The sequence below is a fragment of the Flammeovirga yaeyamensis genome, assembly GCF_018736045.1.
Classification (GTDB): domain Bacteria; phylum Bacteroidota; class Bacteroidia; order Cytophagales; family Flammeovirgaceae; genus Flammeovirga; species Flammeovirga yaeyamensis.
Window position 1 is genome coordinate 1,023,624 of record NZ_CP076132.1, and the last position, 19,229, is coordinate 1,042,852.

At 35.4% G+C, this 19,229-nt stretch carries 10 protein-coding genes and 1 pseudogene; 9 read left to right on the forward strand and 2 right to left on the reverse strand.

Annotated elements, in window-relative coordinates; translation table 11 throughout:
• Positions 1 to 81 precede the first annotated feature (81 nt).
• Positions 82 to 1,542, forward strand: a complete 1,461-nt coding sequence (gene gatB / locus KMW28_RS03965; RefSeq protein WP_169667142.1) for an Asp-tRNA(Asn)/Glu-tRNA(Gln) amidotransferase subunit GatB — start codon at positions 82 to 84, stop codon at positions 1,540 to 1,542.
• Positions 1,543 to 1,591: 49 nt separating this feature from the next.
• Positions 1,592 to 2,704, forward strand: coding sequence for a redoxin domain-containing protein (locus tag KMW28_RS03970; RefSeq protein WP_169667140.1), 1,113 nt, complete (start codon positions 1,592 to 1,594; stop codon positions 2,702 to 2,704).
• Positions 2,705 to 2,841: 137 nt separating this feature from the next.
• Here KMW28_RS03970 and KMW28_RS03975 read toward each other — a convergent pair.
• Together KMW28_RS03975 and KMW28_RS03980 are read right to left on the reverse strand one after the other, a co-directional pair.
• Positions 2,842 to 3,687, reverse strand: a pseudogene (locus KMW28_RS03975) (IS3 family transposase); the annotation flags it as partial.
• A gap of 41 nt (positions 3,688 to 3,728) precedes the next feature.
• Positions 3,729 to 4,124 carry a transposase gene (locus KMW28_RS03980; protein WP_205958251.1) on the reverse strand — a complete coding sequence of 132 codons (396 nt, stop codon included), beginning with the start codon at positions 4,122 to 4,124 and terminating at the stop codon, positions 3,729 to 3,731.
• A gap of 273 nt (positions 4,125 to 4,397) precedes the next feature.
• On the opposite strand from KMW28_RS03980, the gene KMW28_RS03985 reads away from it, so the two are divergent.
• From KMW28_RS03985 to KMW28_RS04015, 7 genes are all read left to right on the forward strand, one after another.
• Complete coding sequence (locus tag KMW28_RS03985; protein ID WP_169664256.1) at positions 4,398 to 8,837, forward strand: T9SS type A sorting domain-containing protein; 4,440 nt, start codon at positions 4,398 to 4,400, stop codon at positions 8,835 to 8,837.
• Positions 8,838 to 9,333: 496 nt separating this feature from the next.
• Positions 9,334 to 15,078 carry a fibronectin type III domain-containing protein gene (locus tag KMW28_RS03990; protein WP_169664257.1) on the forward strand — a complete coding sequence of 1,915 codons (5,745 nt, stop codon included), beginning with the start codon at positions 9,334 to 9,336 and terminating at the stop codon, positions 15,076 to 15,078.
• Positions 15,079 to 15,239: 161 nt separating this feature from the next.
• The gene (locus KMW28_RS03995) at positions 15,240 to 15,599 is read left to right on the forward strand and encodes a hypothetical protein (RefSeq protein ID WP_169664258.1); all 360 of its coding nucleotides are present in this window, start codon (positions 15,240 to 15,242) and stop codon (positions 15,597 to 15,599) included.
• Positions 15,600 to 15,740: 141 nt separating this feature from the next.
• On the forward strand, positions 15,741 to 16,649 hold the full coding sequence (locus tag KMW28_RS04000; protein ID WP_169664259.1) for a bifunctional enoyl-CoA hydratase/phosphate acetyltransferase: 909 nt from the start codon (positions 15,741 to 15,743) through the stop codon (positions 16,647 to 16,649).
• A gap of 3 nt (positions 16,650 to 16,652) precedes the next feature.
• Entirely contained in the window at positions 16,653 to 17,729 is a 1,077-nt protein-coding gene (gene buk, locus KMW28_RS04005) for a butyrate kinase (protein ID WP_169664260.1), read from the forward strand.
• Between the two features lie 10 nt (positions 17,730 to 17,739).
• Complete coding sequence (locus KMW28_RS04010; protein ID WP_169664261.1) at positions 17,740 to 18,927, forward strand: class I SAM-dependent methyltransferase; 1,188 nt, start codon at positions 17,740 to 17,742, stop codon at positions 18,925 to 18,927.
• Positions 18,928 to 18,947: 20 nt separating this feature from the next.
• Positions 18,948 to 19,202 carry a hypothetical protein gene (locus KMW28_RS04015; RefSeq protein ID WP_066210050.1) on the forward strand — a complete coding sequence of 85 codons (255 nt, stop codon included), beginning with the start codon at positions 18,948 to 18,950 and terminating at the stop codon, positions 19,200 to 19,202.
• Positions 19,203 to 19,229: the final 27 nt, after the last annotated feature.

The following is a 19,229-nucleotide window of genomic DNA, read 5'->3' on the forward strand; positions in this document are numbered from 1 at the left end:
TATTTCAAATATTAGAGATTACTCTTTCCCTTATATCAGGTTATCAGAACGGGGAAAGATTTATATAAAAAACTTACTGACATGGTCGATCAATCAATAATAGATAAATATGAATTGGTAGTGGGGCTTGAGGTTCACTCACAACTAACAACAAACAGTAAAATCTTTGCTTCTGATCCAACTACTTTTGGAGAAGATCCTAACGTAAACATTAGTCCGATTACGCTTGCCTTGCCAGGTACACTTCCGAAAGTAAATAAGGGTGTAATCGAATCATCGATAAAAATGGGATTGGCAGTGAATGGAAAGATTTCTGAATATCAATTCTTCGACCGTAAAAATTATTTTTATCCCGATCTTCCGAAAGGATATCAAACAACTCAAGATAAAACACCAATTGTGGTGGGTGGTCACTTAGATGTAGTCACCAAAGATGGTCAGCCTTTTAAAGTGATCTTGAATAGAATCCACATGGAAGAAGATGCAGGTAAATCAACTCACCTTGATGGAAGCCCAGATACTTTGGTCGATCTTAACAGAGCCGGAGTACCTTTGATGGAAATCGTGACCGAACCTTGTATTCACGATTCTGCTGTGGCTGCAGCTTTTGTTGGCGAAATCAGAAAAATTGTACGTTACCTTGGTGTTGCCGATGGTAACATGGAAGAAGGTTCCCTTCGTTGTGATGCAAACGTTTCAGTACGTTTAAAAGGATCAACCACTCTTGGAGAAAAATGTGAGATCAAGAACATGAACTCTATGCGTAATATCCAAAGAGCAATTGATTATGAAATGAAGCGTCAGATCAAATTAATTGAGGATGGAGAACCGATTATTTCTGAAACAAGAACGTTCAATGTAGATAATGGTAAAACGTATGGAATGCGTACAAAGGAAACACTAAACGATTACCGTTATTTCCCTTGTCCAGATCTTCCTCCGATGATCGTGAAGCCTGAGTGGGTAGAAGAAATTAAATCGACAATGCCTGCTTTACCAGCAGAATTGGTCGAGAAGTTTACCAAAGAATATAAATTACCAGAATACGATGCGCGTTTATTGACAGAGTCGAAAGCTTCTGCATTGTATTTTGAACAGCTTTGTGGTGCAACAAAGAATTATAAGGCGGCATCAAATTGGATGATGGGGCCTCTGAAGTCGATTACTAACGATGCGGGAATTGATTTCGATGTATTAAAAGTAACTCCTAAAGAGATTGCAGACATCATTCAATTAGTCGATGATAAGAAAGTGAGTTTTGCTGCGGCATCTCAAACACTTATCAAAGAAATGTTGAAAGGCTATAAAGGATCTGTTGAGGATTTAGCAAAATCCTTAGATCTTATTCAAGATGGAGGAGATGATTTCTTATTACCTCTAATTGAAGAAGCAATTGCTAAATTCCCAGATAAAGCCGCAGCCTATAAGAAAGGGAAAAAGAACTTGTTAGGCTTGTTTATGGGAGAGGTAATGAAGATGGCAAAAGGAAAAGCGGATCCTCAAAAAACAAATCAATTGTTGCGTGAAGCCTTGGAAAAATAAGTTTCTGTGTATATTGCAATATATATAAACAAGTAAATACGTAGATCACGTGAAAACGATACAACATATTTTAATTTTTATCGCAGCATTTTTTATTATCAGCTGTGACAAAACTTCTTCAAATTCACAGGAGTCAGCCGTTAACTTTCCTGCAGAGGTAACAATTTCTGGTTCTATAGAAACTGCTAAAGAAGGTGATAAAGTAACGCTTTTTGCTTTCGAGAAAACAGGAAAGAAAGATGTAGCAACTGCTGTGGTTGAGAAAGGAGGTGCTTTCAATTTAAAGTACACTGTTAATCAGGTAGGACTTTACACATTAAATATCGGAAACACTCTAGAAGATATTCTTGTTATTGAAGGTAAAGATTTAACGGTAAAAAGTGCAGCACATGGTTTAGAGGTTCACGGTTCTAAAGAAAATGAACTTCTTCATAAACTGAAAGTTCAATTTGATGATTTTGTCAATCAAGAAAGTCTTTTGAACCAAGAGTATGTAACTGCTGATAATGATAAAGCGAAAGAAGCTGTTGTAAAAAAAATAAAGGAGTTACAAGACAAAAGAGAGGCAAAGCTGTATCAATCTCTGAAAGAAATTGATGGTGCTTATATTACTTTAATCGTCTTGAATTACATTCAGAATAAAGACAAACATTTGAATGAAATCATCGCTTCAGTTGAGCGTTTAAACGAACGTTTTCCCGATGATGAATTGGTTGATGAAGTGTACAATGTGTACATGACATTAAAGAAAACTTCTGTCGGTCAGTTGGCTACAGACATTAACTTAAAAGATGTAGATGGTAAATCAATTGCACTATCTTCTTTAAAAGGAAAGTATGTGATGGTCGATTTCTGGGCATCATGGTGTATGCCTTGTAGAATGGAGAACCCTAATGTTTTAAAAGCTTACAATAAGTACAAAAGCAAAGGTTTTGAAGTATATGGTATCTCTTTAGATCAGCAAACAGATAAGTGGAAAGAAGCGATTAAGAAAGATGGTATTACTTGGTTACAAGTTCACGATACTGAAAATGTAGCAGCAGAAGCTTATGGAGTACAGTCTATTCCTTTCACTTTATTACTTGATAAAGAAGGAAAAATTATTGCAAAGAACTTAAGAGGCGATGCTTTAGAAAAGAAATTAGCAGAGCTTTTAGATTAAGTTATACATGTAAAGTCCTGAAATAACGATACAGGTTTTTACTAAATTTATTTTAAATATAAGACTCAATAATTTAAAAGTTATTGGGTCTTTTTTTCGCCTAACATATTTCCACCATTAAAGGTTTCTAAAATTTGTTATGTTGCTTTTACCTTTACCTTTTGGTAAGTTCTTCTTCTTTTTCCTCTTGTTTTATGCATTTGAATTGGTGTTTTCATATAGCATGACATATGAGGTCGCACTAAGTTATAAGTTTTTATACATTCTTTTAAGTATGCTTCAAAGACTATTTCATAATTAACATATTTACTCAGATTAAAATCATGCTTTATGGTTCTGTTGATGCGTTCTGCAATAGCATTTTTATATGGATCATAAGTCTCAGTCATACTCGTTATAATTTTTGCTTTTCTAAGCAATTTCTGATAAGCTTTGCTGCAATACTGTACACCTCTATCTGAGTGATGAATTAACTTTTCCCCCTTATACTCACGTTGTTTTATTGCCATTTTTAATGCCCTAATTGCACCTTGCTTATCTAACGACCTAGATAAGTCATATCCCATAATTTTTTTAGAATAAGCATCCGTAATTAAAGCTAAATACCAAGGGTTATCTCTTGTGCCAACATATGTAATATCAGCTACCATGACTTGTTCAGGCCTAGTAATTTCTAAGCCATCAACCAAATCTGGATAAGTTTTGAATCTATGATCTGAGTCTGTTGTTACATGATATGCTCTCTTAGGTTTTATATCTAAGTGATTGGCTTTCAAAATCTGCAGCAATTTATCTCGTCCTACACCCAGAGATTTCAAATCAGAGTACAGTAGAGTGTACAACATTCTATGACCACTGTTGGGTAACTTTATTCTAACGTTTTCTACGAGTGATACTACTTGCTCAGAAATTTTCAGATCTTTTTCTTTTCGCTTAATAGAGCGGTAATACACTTGACGGTCTTTCCCAAGTAATTGACTTGAATATTCTACACCTTTAGAATACTCACCTCTGAAATGGTCTACTACTTGGGTGAAGAGTTTTTTCTTATATCAATTTTATATTCCTTTTCAGCCAAATCAATCATCATATCGAAAATAATTGATTTATGGTCAGCTTTTTCTGCTTCAGCCTCTAATCGTTTGATTTTCTTTTTTGCTGTTTCCAACTCAAGTTTAAGCTCTAATAACTCTTGTTCAGGTGTTTTTTTCTTCATGGCACTTACTTTATGGTTCCAGTCAAAGTTACCATATTTTTGTAACCAAATCTTTACAGTTTGATTCCCTTGAATACCATATTTACGTTGAGCTGCTTTAAGACCTAGTTGACCGTTTTCAACTTCCGAGACAATTTGAAGCTTTAAGGACATTGGATAATCCTTTTGGGTACGTTTAATGAACTGATTTTTATTTTCTTCCATGATAACGATTGTTTTAGTGTATCGTTATTTTAGGACTGTACATACATAGTCTAAAAAGGAAGGTTAATCATTTCGGTGGTTAACCTTTTTTTGTTGGAAAATTTAGAGGTGCTTTACGATTAACTGCATAAAAGTGAACTATAAAAAACTAATATATAGTTGTATTGAATTTATATTTGATTGATTATCAGATATAATTTTTGTGTTTGAGTAAGATTTTTTCTTGTTTCGCTCTACAAACTATTATTAGAATCTTTACCTAAAACTCTCAGTATGAAAAATAGACTATTACTCATACTGCTACTGCTAAGTAGTAGCTACTATTCTTATGCTCAATATTCTGCCGTCGGTATCATCGGCACAGCGACAAGCGGAAGTTGGGATTTCGAAACTTTTCTTACCGTAAACCCTGCAGACAGTTCCATTTGGACACTTTCTGATGTCCCTCTTTTGGATGGAGAATTAAAGTTCCGGGCAGATACAACCTGGGATATCAATTGGGGAGGAGACACCTTTCCTTCTGGAGTATTAGTTCCGAACGGTTTAAATATTCAAGTTACTCAAGGTACCTATGACATCACCGTCGATTTTACACAGAACACTTATTCATTAGTGAATACAGCTTCTGCTGGAATTATTGCACCTAAAGTGAAAATTAGAGTAGATAATTTACCACCTAATACTCCTCAGAATGCGATATTAACAGCTAACGCACCTGCCTACTTTAATAACCCAACATCTTATGGACAATTCTTTTTGGATACATCAGGTGTTTATTATGAATTACTATTGCCTGATGGAACCATAGGCTTAGATTTCAATGTATTTATTGATAACAATCCGGCGTATAAAGCCCTAGAAAGCAACGGTTCCGAAAGTACGTATTATGTATCTTTTACTGATTCTACAGAATGGGAAATAATTATAGAGGATTGGAATTTTGTGCCTTCAGGTTACTCTTTTGATAATCCATTGTTAGTGGATTCATCAAGTATTTATTCTACCTATGATCAACCCTCATTTTATCAATATGTTAGTAGTGGACAAGAAATAGTTGATATAAAAACAGATGAATACTCTATCAATAAAAATTTGAGATTGTTTGTCAATAACACCATGAAATTGGATACTTATGGATACGATATTGGTGGTGCTGTAGAACTTCAACCTTTCGATACACTAAAAGTTCAGTGGATGGTTTCTGATGCTCAAAGTAATATTCAAGCATTTGATTTTAACTTTCATATCGCCCCTTTACCAAAAATTATTGTTAGAAATATTCCTGCTAATACCCCGGCAGATACGAAAATATATGTAGCGGGAGATTACGAAGGTTGGCGATTTAATTGGCCGGATAAACATCTAACTTATAATGAAGATAGCAATTATTACGAAGTTGAATTACCCCTCACAGCTACGAAAAATCAGTTTACATTCTTCTTAAAAGGCGGAACGAAATTTAGAGAAATAGATCAACAAGACTCACTTAAGATAAGAACTGTCGATCTTCAAAGTAGTGTGGACAACGTATTCTTCGTAGATGATATTTTCGCTTGGTCGGCTATTCCAACACCACAGAATAGTTGTGCCACTGCATTACCTTCTCAATTAGGAGATAATGTAGTTGAAAGTACAGCACAGTGGTTTGTATTTACCGCTCCAGAAGATGGCGATTATTATATCAAGGAAACCTCAAATAGATTATCGAATGCCGAGTACATGGCAGAAGATGTTTCCCTTTATTGGGATTGTAACGATACTATTTCTTTTAATGCAGCGAGAGGATTGGTGGTACAACCTTTAGCACAAGGAGAAACAGTATATATCAAATGGGAACATTATTTAGGAGATGATGTGGCATTTGATTGGAGAATTGAACATGCCGCTTATTTCATGATGTCGGATGCCAATGGTTTTAGATCAGATAGAGCGGTTGAAATGCAAAGGGTAGGACCCTCTCAGTATTATTTAGAACAATTTTTTGATGTTGGAAATAGTGGTTTTTCTTTGTTGGATCAAACACAATCATTTATTGCTTACGATACGATCAACAATGTAATTACTCATAAATACAATAACAGTATTCCGGTAAATGTTGATGAATCAGGTATTTATGGTATAACTGTCGACTTTTCTGATGGATCATATTCTTATGAATTTGTGGGATCTTATGAAACACCACCTGTCACTTTTCAACCTCAATATTGGCAGCCAAACCAACAAATTAAAATGATTCTGGATTTGAGAAATGAAGGCTATATACAACATATGGATAGTGCCTACATTTGGACGTGGATTGAAACTCCTGATTCAGTTTATTCACCTTTACTCCAAACAGATTTTGGTTTTTCAGATCCATCGGCAAAGATGACGAAAGAAAGTGAAGGAGTTTATTCTTATACATTTACTCCGACAACACTTTTTAATGTAGAGGATTCCATCATCAGTAATTACGGCTTTAACTTTCTAATGAAAAATCTATATGGATCGGATAAAACGGATGATCTTGGACCTTTCTTCCCTGTAAATGAACCTATGTACACTGTTAGTTTTACAGTAGATCTTAGTGTTTATATAGAAGAAGGAAAATTTGATCCAAATGCAGATCAAGTGATATTGTACTCCAACTTTACTGAAAACCATTCTTTCTATGAGGAAACAATGTTTAACATGGGAAATGGAATGTATAGTAAAGACTTAACGAATATTCTGAGTGCAGGAAATGAATACAAATATATCATTCGTAAACAGGATGGAGATATTGAAGAATTAGAGTTGAGGACTTTTGTGAATACAGGTGATAATGTAGTGATTGTTTCCGATGTATTTGATAATAAACTCACAGCAGATCCTCTTACTACAGTGGTGATGGACATTAGTCATCAAATAGACTTTGGGAACTTTATACCCGACGAAAACTTGGTAAAAATTCAATACTTTGAGTCAGATACCTCCACTATTATTTATCCTATGATGAAAGTAGATGACCAATATTTCAGCTGGAGTTTTAGACAACCTGAAGGATCGATTTTAGATTTCAATTTCATTATAGTAGATAGTCAGACGGACTCAATTCTTATGGTAGAAGACACCATTAGAACATTGGTAGTGTCTTCAGGAAACCCTAATCGAGGTTTTACCTTTAACGATGAATTGTATCAAACCAGTGTCGTCACTTTTAACGTGGATATGAGGGTCTTCATTTTAGAAGAAAAATTTGATCCTTTATCAGATTATGTGGAGGTAGTTGGAAGTCTAAATAATTGGGGGAATTACGATACACTATTCTTAAGTGATGATGATTTAGATGGGGTGTATTCCTATTCGACAGAATTATTAGTTGGCGATTATGAATATAAATATAGAATCAACTCTTCATGGAATGTAGGAATGCACGATAGTGGACCAAACAGAACATTTACACTTGGTCCTAATGAAGGTGTTTCTCTTTACGATTTCTTCGATAATAAATTTATACCGAATCCAGAAGTGGTGTTATCGGTAAATATGTCAGAACAAGTATCCCAAGGAAATTTTGATGTAGGCAGTCAAGAAGTATTCATCAAATTGATGGTGGATAGCAGTTATGTAGACCGCCCTTTAGTAGTAAATGAAGATGGTAATTATGAAACATCACTTTACCTTTTAGACACTTTAGGTGACTATCAATATTATTTCTATTACATCGATTCTAATGGAGATTCCTTATCAAAAGTAGAGGAAGAGAATTCTAGAACCTTTACAGTGAGAGGTGGACAGCAAGTTCAATTGCATTGGTTTAATGATGAAGAACCTGTTCAAAAGATAACGGCGACTTGGACTGTAAATATGAACCCTGGAATCATTACTCAGCAATTTGATCCAAGTACAGGCAAAGTAGAAATTTTAGGTAGTTTTAATGGATGGGCAAGTGCCGTTGAGTTACAAAGAGTAGATCAGACTTCTGTTTATACAACAAGTATGGACCTCCCTAGTGCCATGATTTATTACAAAGTGTTGGTTGATGGTGTAGAAGAGGTTTTCCTAGCTCAAGATCAAAGTAACAACCGATCTCATTTCTTAACCGTGGAGGATAACATTATAAGTGCCGTCTATAAATTTGAAGAAACCATTCAAGTAGAAGAAGAGCAAATAGAAACAGTAACTCAAGATGATGGCACAGTGGATGTTGAAGTGGATTCTACTTTATTCGCAGATTTAGAAGGCACTGTTACTTATCAGGCAATGCTTGCAGACGGTAGCGAATTGCCAGAGTGGGTGATATTCGACCCAGAGACTTTGACATTCACCGTAGATCCATCAAAAGTCCCTGCCGGTACAAGATTAATGGATGCTATCGCAGATCTTGATATCATTATTCTTGCGAACGACGAAAGTGGTAAATCTGTAGCAGTAGAGGTTACCCTGCCAACAGAAACCATCATCAGTGATTATCAAGATGAACAAGACGACGAAGATGTCAATAGTTTATCAGATGATTTATTGAAACTGTCAGTATATCCATCTCATCTATCTAATTTTACAATGATTTATAACCCCAGCTCACAATCATTGTCCTATCAATTATTAGACATGAGTGGAAAACAAATTGAAAAAGGACATTCATCTTCATCAAAAATTAAGTTAGATATGGAAAACTTGCCAGAAGGAATGTACTTTATTCATATGATGAATCAATATGGTAATTATACTCAGAAGGTAGTGAAGAAATAAATATAGATATCATCAATATATAAATTGGAACCTCATCAAGTCGTAGTATTTGGTGAGGTTTTTTACATCCCATATCTAACATCGCACATCTAACATTTTACATATCACTACTACTAGCATCGTCGTAAACCGATAGTCTTCGAGGGGCCAAGGCTGCCTCGCTAGCTTTCTCACCTTACCTCTTATCTTTTACTTCTTACTTTTTAATTCTAACCTCTTACTTCAAAAACTCCTGAGTTATTTATACTAATCCCCCGTAGTCTATTAGTTCTAAAAATATCACTTATCCAAGTTTATCATTTCAGAATATCAAGGACTTGAACTAATCACTATTTTTTCCTTAAGGAGTTTGGTATATTGATAATACCTAATTTTGAAAGCTTAAAGCGCCTATTTTCTTAAAGCTACTTTTATTAACTCATTTAGTGACCCTCAATATGTATAGTAATGAGCTTTGATGCTCATTACTTGCTGAGGAACGTTAGACCTAATACCCATGAACGCTACTTATAATTACACTTTGTGGAGACATATTTTTGTCTTCCTAATGTGTATACTGACTACTACCGTATCTGCTCAAAATCAATCAAAACCTATCCTAAGTTCTGATGCCCAAGAAGTAATGCCTTATTCTAAATTTAAGAGGCAAAAAGATGATCCTGCGGCAAGATTGGCTCATGAAAAGTTAATGACGGAAAATCCTATTACCCACGAAATTCCTAGAAACATTACTGAATTAGAGCATATTTTTGGTGATGCCCTAAAAGCTAAAAATGCAAATAAAAGGATTATTCAACCGATTCATTCTCCTTGGCAACAAAGAGGACCTTATAATGTCGGAGGTAGAACAAGGGCTTTGGCATTGGATAGAAATAATGAGAAAATCATTTTTGCTGGTGGTGTGGCTGGTGGATTGTGGCGATCGATAAATGAAGGGGAATCTTGGGTGAAAGTGACTTCTTCAACAGATAGACAAGGCATTACTTGTATAGTTCAAGACCCACGTTCTGCTTATTCTAATATTTGGTATTATGGAGCAGGAGAAGTATACGGAAATTCAGCATCCGGAGGAGGAGCAACTTATAGAGGTAATGGTATTTTTAAATCTTACGATAATGGTGTGACATGGGCTCCAATCGAAGAAACAGAATCCGATCCAACCGAAAGTGAAGGTCATTTTCAGTTTGTCAATAAACTAGCAATGGATCTTGAGGGGAATTTATATGCAGCACATGCTGAAGGAATTTCAATTTCTCGAGATGGAGGAGTAAGCTGGGAACTAGTATTAGGAGAAGATAGAAACTCATTTTCTGAAGTGATTGTCGGTCCCAACAATGAAGTATATGCAACAATAGCTAACTATGGTATTTTTTCATCAAATGATATGGGAAAGAGTTGGATTAATATTACACCTGACCCATTAAAGAATTTCGGTTTTCAAAGAGTAGTCATCGATATCTCCCCTTCCAACCCCAATAAAGTGATGTTCTTCGTACATTTTCCCAATAAAGGAGTCAGTAATCATATGCTCTTTGAATATACTGCTGATAATAATTATTGGAGAAATTTGACATCCAATTTACCTCAATTTGGTGGTTACGTAGGCAATATGTCCCAAGGATCTTACAATCAGTTTATCAAATATAAACCTGATGACGAAAACGTTGTTTTTCTAGGAAGCACAAATGTATATCGATCAAACAATGCCTTTAGAACTACTACAGAAACAAAATGGATTGGAGGTTATTCTACGGTTAATAATGTGAGCTTGTATAAAAATCACCATCCAGATAATCACGACTTGGTATTTTTACCATCGAATAGTAATCATGTAATTTCTGCACATGATGGAGGGTTAAGTAAGACCTCAAATATTATGGCTGATGTAGTCGATTGGGAATTTATTAATAATGGATATTACACCACTCAAAGTTATGCAATCGCTATAGCAGAGAAAAACTATTTTGATACTCAATTATTGGCCGGTTTCCAGGACAATGGCAAGTGGTACAGTAAATCATCTGATATTACTTCTGATTGGATTGAAGAATATGGAGGAGGAGATGGATGTTTTGTACATATCGTTTCTGATGAACCAATGCGTTACACAAGTACGCAATACGGAAAGATTCTACGATTCAAAGGAGAGGATCCAAGGAATCCAACAGATTATGACGGAATTCATCCAAGAGATGCTTCAGGACAAATGTTTGTCAATCCCTTTCTGATTGATCATGTAGATGAAAATATTATGTATTATCCCTCTGGACGAACACTGTGGGTTAATACAGAATTGGATAACATCAACTCAGGGTACACATTTAATGGGACTAGAACAGGATGGGCGAAGTATGCGAATGTTGCTGCTTCAGGAACAATCACTGCTTTGGATGTTTCTACAGAAGGAAATCATCGTTTGTATTACGGCACAAGTGCAGGAATGGTTTACAGAATAGATAACCCAACAAATGCGAGTGCTACTGTAAATACTATTTCAACTGATAAAGGATTACCCACTGGATTTATTTCATGTATTGCTGTCAACCCTATAGATGATGAGCATGTGGTTATTGTATTATCAAATTATCAAACACAAAGTATTTTTGAATCGAAAGACGCAGGAAATACTTGGGCACACATCACGGGTAATTTAGAAGAAAACGAAGATGGAAGTGGTGCCGGTCCTTCGGTAAGGTGGTTTGCTTTTCATCAGCCCGATGGACAAGAAACGTCTTACTTTGCAGGAACAAGTATTGGCCTTTTCCATGCGACCTCATTGTCTGAAAATACTCAATGGTCACAGCAGGCACAGAACGAGATCGGTGATGCAGTAGTAGGAATGATCAAAACAAGAGAAGATGGTTTTGTAGCCATAGGCACACATTCAAATGGTTTGTTTACTTCTTATTATGGAACAACGAATACGCCTCCAATTGTATTGAATCAAATAGATGATTTAATCATGTATGCAGGTGATCAGAAAATAGCATTTTTAGTAAGTGATCTATTTGAAGACTCTGAAGCTGATATCTTATCGTATACATTTTCTGTAGGAGATTCATCTATTGTCAAAGCATCATTTGATGATGAATACTTATATATACAACCTGATCAAAATTCTTTTGGACAAACAACAGTATCATTAACTGCATCAGATGGTTCTTTGAGCACCACTATGGACATTAATGTAACTGTAAAATTAATTTCCCCTCTGCTTTATGCACAGTCAGAGAATTCTGGTCGAACGTATAGAAGTCAGTTTTTTACAGATTTTGGAGTCCCTATTTATTTAGCCGATGATTTTTATGTTGATGAAAATATCAATTGGAATATTACAGGAGTAAAAGTATATCATTCGAATAGTAGTAGAGAGGAGATATATCGAATTATTATTTGGGAAGATGATAATGGAAAGCCGTCTTTAAATCAGATATACAATTCAGGAGATGTACCCATTCAATATATGGATAGGACGTATCTTACTTATAATTTTCCTGAAACTCTTGAACTTGAGGAAGGCCGTTATTGGTTAACTGTCGCACCAGTGATGTCCTACAGAAATGGAGGATCGTATTACTGGAGAGGAACTGGTAATGGAAGTCAAAATGGTAAAGAATTTCATTTATTGGATTCTGGCGATTTATTTAGAAACGGATTCACAGAATGGACACCAAGATCCGAATTAAATTATAGAGATTATGATTTAGCCTTCGAGGTATTTGGTAGATCAGAAGGAGGAAATCCTCCATCACAAGTAGAGAACTTAACAGCAAAAGTGGACGGTCATACCAATGTTTTACTTACTTGGCAGTCCAATCAAGAAGTATCTGGATATACCATAGAAAGATCGATATCTCCCGATGGATCATATATAGCCATAGGGAATGTAGAGAAAGATAATTTAAGTTTTGTAGATCAAGCAAAGAAGACCCAAGGAGTAACGTATTACTATAAAGTAAGAGCATTTACATCGAATGGAATCGCTACCCAATCTCCTATAGCTACAGCAAGAATTACCTCTATACCTAATCCAGTCCATCTGTTGAAAGTAGAGAAAGAACAGAATGGTTTTTACTTGCAATGGGAAGATCAATCGAACGATGAAGAATTTTTTACTATAGAGTACTCATTAAACGAGTATCACGGCTATGTACCAATTGCAGAAGTGAGTAGAAACACCTCCAATTATTTATTGGATAATATTCCTTTTGGGTCTTTGAAATATTATTTCAGAGTGGCAGCTGTTAACGGGGCAGGGATGTCTACATATACGTATACATCTACCTATTCATTATTGGAGCAACCTACGAATATTCATATTGATCAATTATCAGTTAATTCATTACAAATACAATGGAAAGATAATTCGGCATTAGAAACGGGTTTCTTATTAGAATATTCTGTTGATGGAGGAGTAAATTTCGCTCATGCGATTACTACAGATGTTAATCAATCGATGATTACCTTAGAACAATTAATTCCAAACGCGACCTATTATTTTAAGCTCTCAGCCATCAATGGTTTACTTGATGGCACCCTTAAAAGTACCCCTCAATTATTTTTATATACCTTATCAGATGATAGTGCTCCAAAAGCTCCTTCTAGTTTGAACGGTGTGGCTAATGGAACTTCTTCTGTTCAATTGACATGGGAGGATGATATTTCGAATGAATTAGGTTTTTATGTTTATCGTAAAGATGCGTTATCAGAGGAGTTTGAAAAAATTGCAGATTTGACTTATAATCATCAAGAATTTCTTGACGTAAATATAGATGAAGGAATGACCTATGAGTACAAAGTAGCGAGTTATAATCATTTAGGAGAACAGCTATCTGATATCGCCCAAGCTCAATTAGGAATTCATGCTCCTGATAATTTTGAACTATTGCACTCCGATAATAAAATATATTTGAAGTGGGATGATTTGTCTAATCTTGAATCAAGTTATTGCATCTTTAGGCGAAGTGGCAATGGTAGTTTTGTAAGAATTGAATCTCTACCATCTTCCACTAGTCAGTTCGTCGATGAAAATGTATACGCTAATATAAATTATGAATATTATGTTGCGGCTACCTATTCAGGTGAATATTATCCATCATCAATAAAAGCTGTAAATACTCATCCTCAATCTCCAAAAGGATTAACTTCTTTAGAGGTAACTGAATATACACATGGGGTAGTCACGGTAGAATGGGAGGATTTAAATGAGGATGGAGATGAATATAAAGTTTATAGAAAATTAGTAGGCTCAGAAGATTCAGTACATATAGTTTCTGTTGAAACCTCCACCAAAGAAATTTTTGATAACACCATCTTATCTGGAGAGAAATATTACTATTATGTTACCGAGTTTAATGAGGGTGTTGCCGGTATAACTCAATCAGCATATATCAAAACAGAAGAAAACATTTCATTACCAATTATTGCTGAAAATTTTAGAGTAGTAAAAGAAAATGATGGTTTGATGTTAATGTGGGAAGATCGTTCTGACAACGAGCACGGTTATCAGATTTATAGAGCCGAAAGAAATTCTGGAACGGTAAATCAATTGGTAGAATTACCCGCGAACACCACCAAATATTACGACAATTCAGTAGCCGATGGTGAAGAATACAAATATCTATTGATTGCCTTTAACTCTATGGGATATTCACCTGAGGTAGAGTGTATGTATTTAATGTTTGATCAAACAGAAAATGATATTATTCCTCCTAATACAGTTAAAGTTTTGGATATTTTGGATCATCATAAAGTGACTTGGAAAGATGTCTCATCGAACGAGCATGGATTTAGAATTTATCGTTCTCGAGTTAATTCCACAGATACTTTGATGATTGGACAGGTAGATATGAATGAGCAGATTTTTAAAGATTATTCTGTTTTAGAAGAAGGTGATTATCACTATTGGATTAAGGCATTTAATTCAAGTGGAGAATCGGTAGATAGCGAACATTTTCTGTACTCAAAAACTACAGATGTCAATAATTTACTTTCAAGTTTAAATCAACCAATTAGATTGTATCCTAACCCAAGTACTGGTCAATTTACTGTTGAACTAGAAAATAACTGGCATCAAAAAGTAAGCATTGCTGTTTTCACTGTTGATGGTCAGAAAGTATATCATCAAGAATTTGAAAATCGATTAATTACTCTTAATCTAGAGCATTTGTTTACGGGGCAATATATCCTCAAAGTATTTGATGAAGAGAAGAGTGAACATCAGATGATAGTGAAAGAATAGTGTGAAACCTGAGTTTGTAAATTTAATTTTCGAGCTCAGGTTTTTTTTAGGTTCTCAATATATTCTATAAAAACCACCTCATCACTAAACATTTCAGCTTTCTTAATTCTATAATTTTTAATTCTTCCCTCTTTTCTCTTTACCTTCGCCACATGAAAAAAATGAGATTTATTTTAGCGGCGCTTTTGCTATTAACGATAGGTTGTAGAACATCCAATTATGTACAAATTGTTGGAGGAGAAGATAAAAGTCAAGTGACCGGAGATAACAACGAACTAAGAGTAACTCCAGGGGCTTGTGTATTCTATGGTGAACTTTTAACTATTGAAGGCACGGGAGCCATTTTTATGGTGAAGTCTTTGGTAGGCTGTGGTCCGGGAGTGACACGTTATCCAAAAGTAGGAACAAAACTATCTGCACGATTCAGAGGTGAATTAAATGCTGAAGTTGGACAAAGTGTTCAAGTTAAAGTGATGGAATTTGAGAAATCGTTTTCTGTCCTTGAAATCATTCCTTTATAGGGAAAAATCATTACTTTTGCACTCATATAAACACTAAAACTCATCCAAAATAGTATTCAAATAGATAGTATTGTATTTCATGTTATTTTATTTAGATACCTTTTGATCATGAGTACACCTTTTTTTACTAACCATAATACCATGTTAAAAAGCATATCTGAACTTACGGAGATATTAAATAATCAGACCACAAAAAGACGTTTAGTACTTTGTGCAGCTGCAGACGATCACGCTTTAGAGGCGGTATACAAATCTTATAAAGAAAATATTATCGAACCAGTTTTGGTCGGCAACAAGCACGATATCAAAAACATGTGCGATGAATTAGGTTATGCCTTTGGTGATGATGTTGAAATCATACATGAGATTGAATACAAAGACATGGTAAAAACGGCCGTTTCTCTTATCCACGATGGAAAAGCGGACTTCTTAATGAAAGGACATATCTCTACAGCAGAATTAATGCGTGGTGTCTTGAATAAAGATTGGGGATTAAAGAAAAGTAGATGTATCTCTCACATCGCATTATTCGATTTACCAGCCTACCACAAACCTCTAGCATTAACAGATGTCGCTATGAATATCGCTCCAGATTTGGATACCAAAATAGCCATACTAAAAAATGCAATCGAGTTCTTGAGAAAATTGGGTATCGAGAAACCTAAGGTAGCTGCTTTAGCGGCAGTAGAAATGGTGAACGAAAAAATGCCAGCTACTTTAGATGCTGCATTATTAACGATTATGGCCAATAGAGGACAAATCAGAAATTGCGAAATTGATGGTCCATTAGCTTTCGATAATGCCATTTCTCAAGAATCATCTTCTCACAAAGGCATTAAAGGATCTGTTGCGGGTAACGCCGATCTATTATTGGTACCAGATATCGAAGCAGGTAACGTGCTTTACAAAGCATTCGTTTTCTTTGCTAGTGCCAAAGTAGCCTCCATCATTTTAGGGGCAAAGGCTCCAATCGTCTTAACATCAAGAGCTGATTCTATGGAGACGAAATTAAACTCCATCCGTTTAGCAGCAGCATCCATCGAATTTTAATCTATGCAATATATATTAGCCATCAACCCTGGTTCAACATCCACAAAAGTGGCATTGTACCAAGGAGAAGAAGAATATAAAGTGAAAACGCTGAGGCATTCCATAGAGGAGCTTCAGCAGTTTCAAACCGAAGAAGAGCAACTAAAGTTTCGTAAGGAAAAAGTAGTTGAATTTCTGAAGGAAGAAAAAATTGATATTTCCTCTCTTGCTATCGTGATGGCAAGAGGTGGATTATCTAAACCTATTGAATCGGGAGTGTATTTGGTGGATGAGAACCTACTTCACGATTTAAAGGAAACGCCAAGAAAACATGCAAGCAACTGGGCCGCAAAAATAGCATTTGATATAGCTTCAGAGGCTAAAGTCAACGCTTATATTGCCGATCCTGTAGTTGTAGACGAACTATCTGATATTGCCCGCATGTCGGGTCATCCTAAATTTCCTCGCGTTTCTGTTTTCCATGCTTTAAATCAAAAAGCAGTAGGTAGAACATATGCAGAGAAATTAGGGAAGAAGTATGAAGACTTAAACTTAATCATCACTCATATGGGTGGAGGTGTTTCTGTTGGAGCACATCTTAAAGGAAAAGTGGTCGATGTAAATCAAGCACTCGATGGAGATGGTCCATTCTCACCAGAAAGAAGTGGGTCGCTTCCTGTAGGAGATATTATTCGTGCGGCATTCAGCGGAGCTTACACTCAACAAGAAATGATTTCAATGGTAGTAGGTAAAGGCGGTATGTCAGCTTACCTAAATACTATTGATGCCAAAGCCGTGGAAGAAGCAGCCCAAGCAGGTTCAGAAGCGGAGTTGAAAGTGATGGAAGCGATGATATATCAAATCGCTAAATCGATAAATAGTATGGTCGTTCCTTTACAGAATAAAGTAGATGCTGTAATTTTGACGGGTGGAATGGCTTATGGAAAATGGTTCACAGGTAAAATCACGGAATATGTGAATCATATTGCTGATGTTGAAATCTTCCCTGGAGAAGATGAAATGTGGGCATTGGCCTTAAACGCTAATCAGGTGATCAACAATAAAATCACCCCAAAAGAATACGGATATACAGAATTTTAATAAAAATAGCATGATCATCGATACTATCACTAAGCAATTTATACAAGATCATTTGGATGAAAATCCAGCTGATATTGCTTTTAAAGCTCAGAAATTCCCTGAGGTAGATGGTAAGGTGGCGGCACATCAAATTGCCTCTCGTCAGAAAGCCAAGAAGAAATTACCGACTTGGTTTGAAAATGCTGAGGTGATATTTCCAGAGAAAGTCCCTTTAGAACAAAGTTCATCCGAAAAAGCAGCCAAATACAAAGCGTCCTTGGTAGAAGGTGAATCGATGATAGACCTTACAGGAGGAATGGGTGTAGACGATTGGGCTTTTTCTTTTGTTTTTAAAAAAGTGATGTATGCTGAAAGGCAAAAAGATTTGAGTGAAATTAGTGCTCAGAATTTTGCATCACTTGGTCGTAACAATGTTGAAGTAATCCAAGGCGATAGCTTAGAGTGGCTTCATCAATGCAACCAACAATTTGATGTTATCTATGTAGATCCTGCACGTCGAGACGAACACAACAAAAAAGTGGTCATGATCTCAGATTGTGAGCCTAATCTTATTGAACATCAAGATCTTTTAAAAGAGAAATCAAAAAGTGTGTTGATAAAACTTTCCCCAATGTTGGACATCAAGCAGTCTTTACGACAGTTGGATAATGTGTCTAAGGTTTGGGTTATTGCTGTGGATGGAGAATGTAAGGAGATTCTATTTTACATCGATCATCAACAAGAAAAAATCAATACAGAAATCACTTGTGTAGATTTGAAACAAAATGGAGGCGATAATTCATTTTCCTTTATTTTAGAAAATGAAGAGTATACAGAGGTAGAATTGGCAAGTGAATTGTACGAATATTTATACGAACCTAATGCGGCGGTAATGAAAGGTGGTGCTTTCAAAACTATTGCAAACCAATTTGGGTTAAAAAAAATACACCTGAATACACATCTCTACACTTCAGAAGAGTTGATAGACGATTTCCCAGGAAGAAAATTTAAGATTGTGGATACTTTACAAGTGCAAAAGAAAGTTTTGCAAAAGCATTTACCCTCATTAAAAGCGAATTTATCTGTTCGAAATTTTCCACAAACGGTAGATCAATTAAAGAAAAAGCTGAAGTTAAAAGATGGAGGAAATGATTTCCTTTTTGCAACTACTCTTTTTAACAACGATAAGGTATTGCTCAAGTGTGAGAAAACGTCATAAAATTTAACTAACAATTCGATATGTTTAAAACAGTATATTTAAAGACAAAAAAAGAGTCTAGAAGAACTACATCAGATCGTTTAAGATCAGTAAAAATACATGGTGACGATACGGCTGAGATGGTCAACAAATGTTTGGAAGAGCATGAGAAAAAAGGTTTTAAATTAGTTAGTATTACTCCTTTATCATCAGCAAGTTCGTCTAACGTCGGTACTGGCGGATGGGGTTTTAGCTACACAGATGGAGTAATGATTGTCTTCAAAAAGAAGAAATAAAGAAAATACTTCTAAAGTTATCTTGTC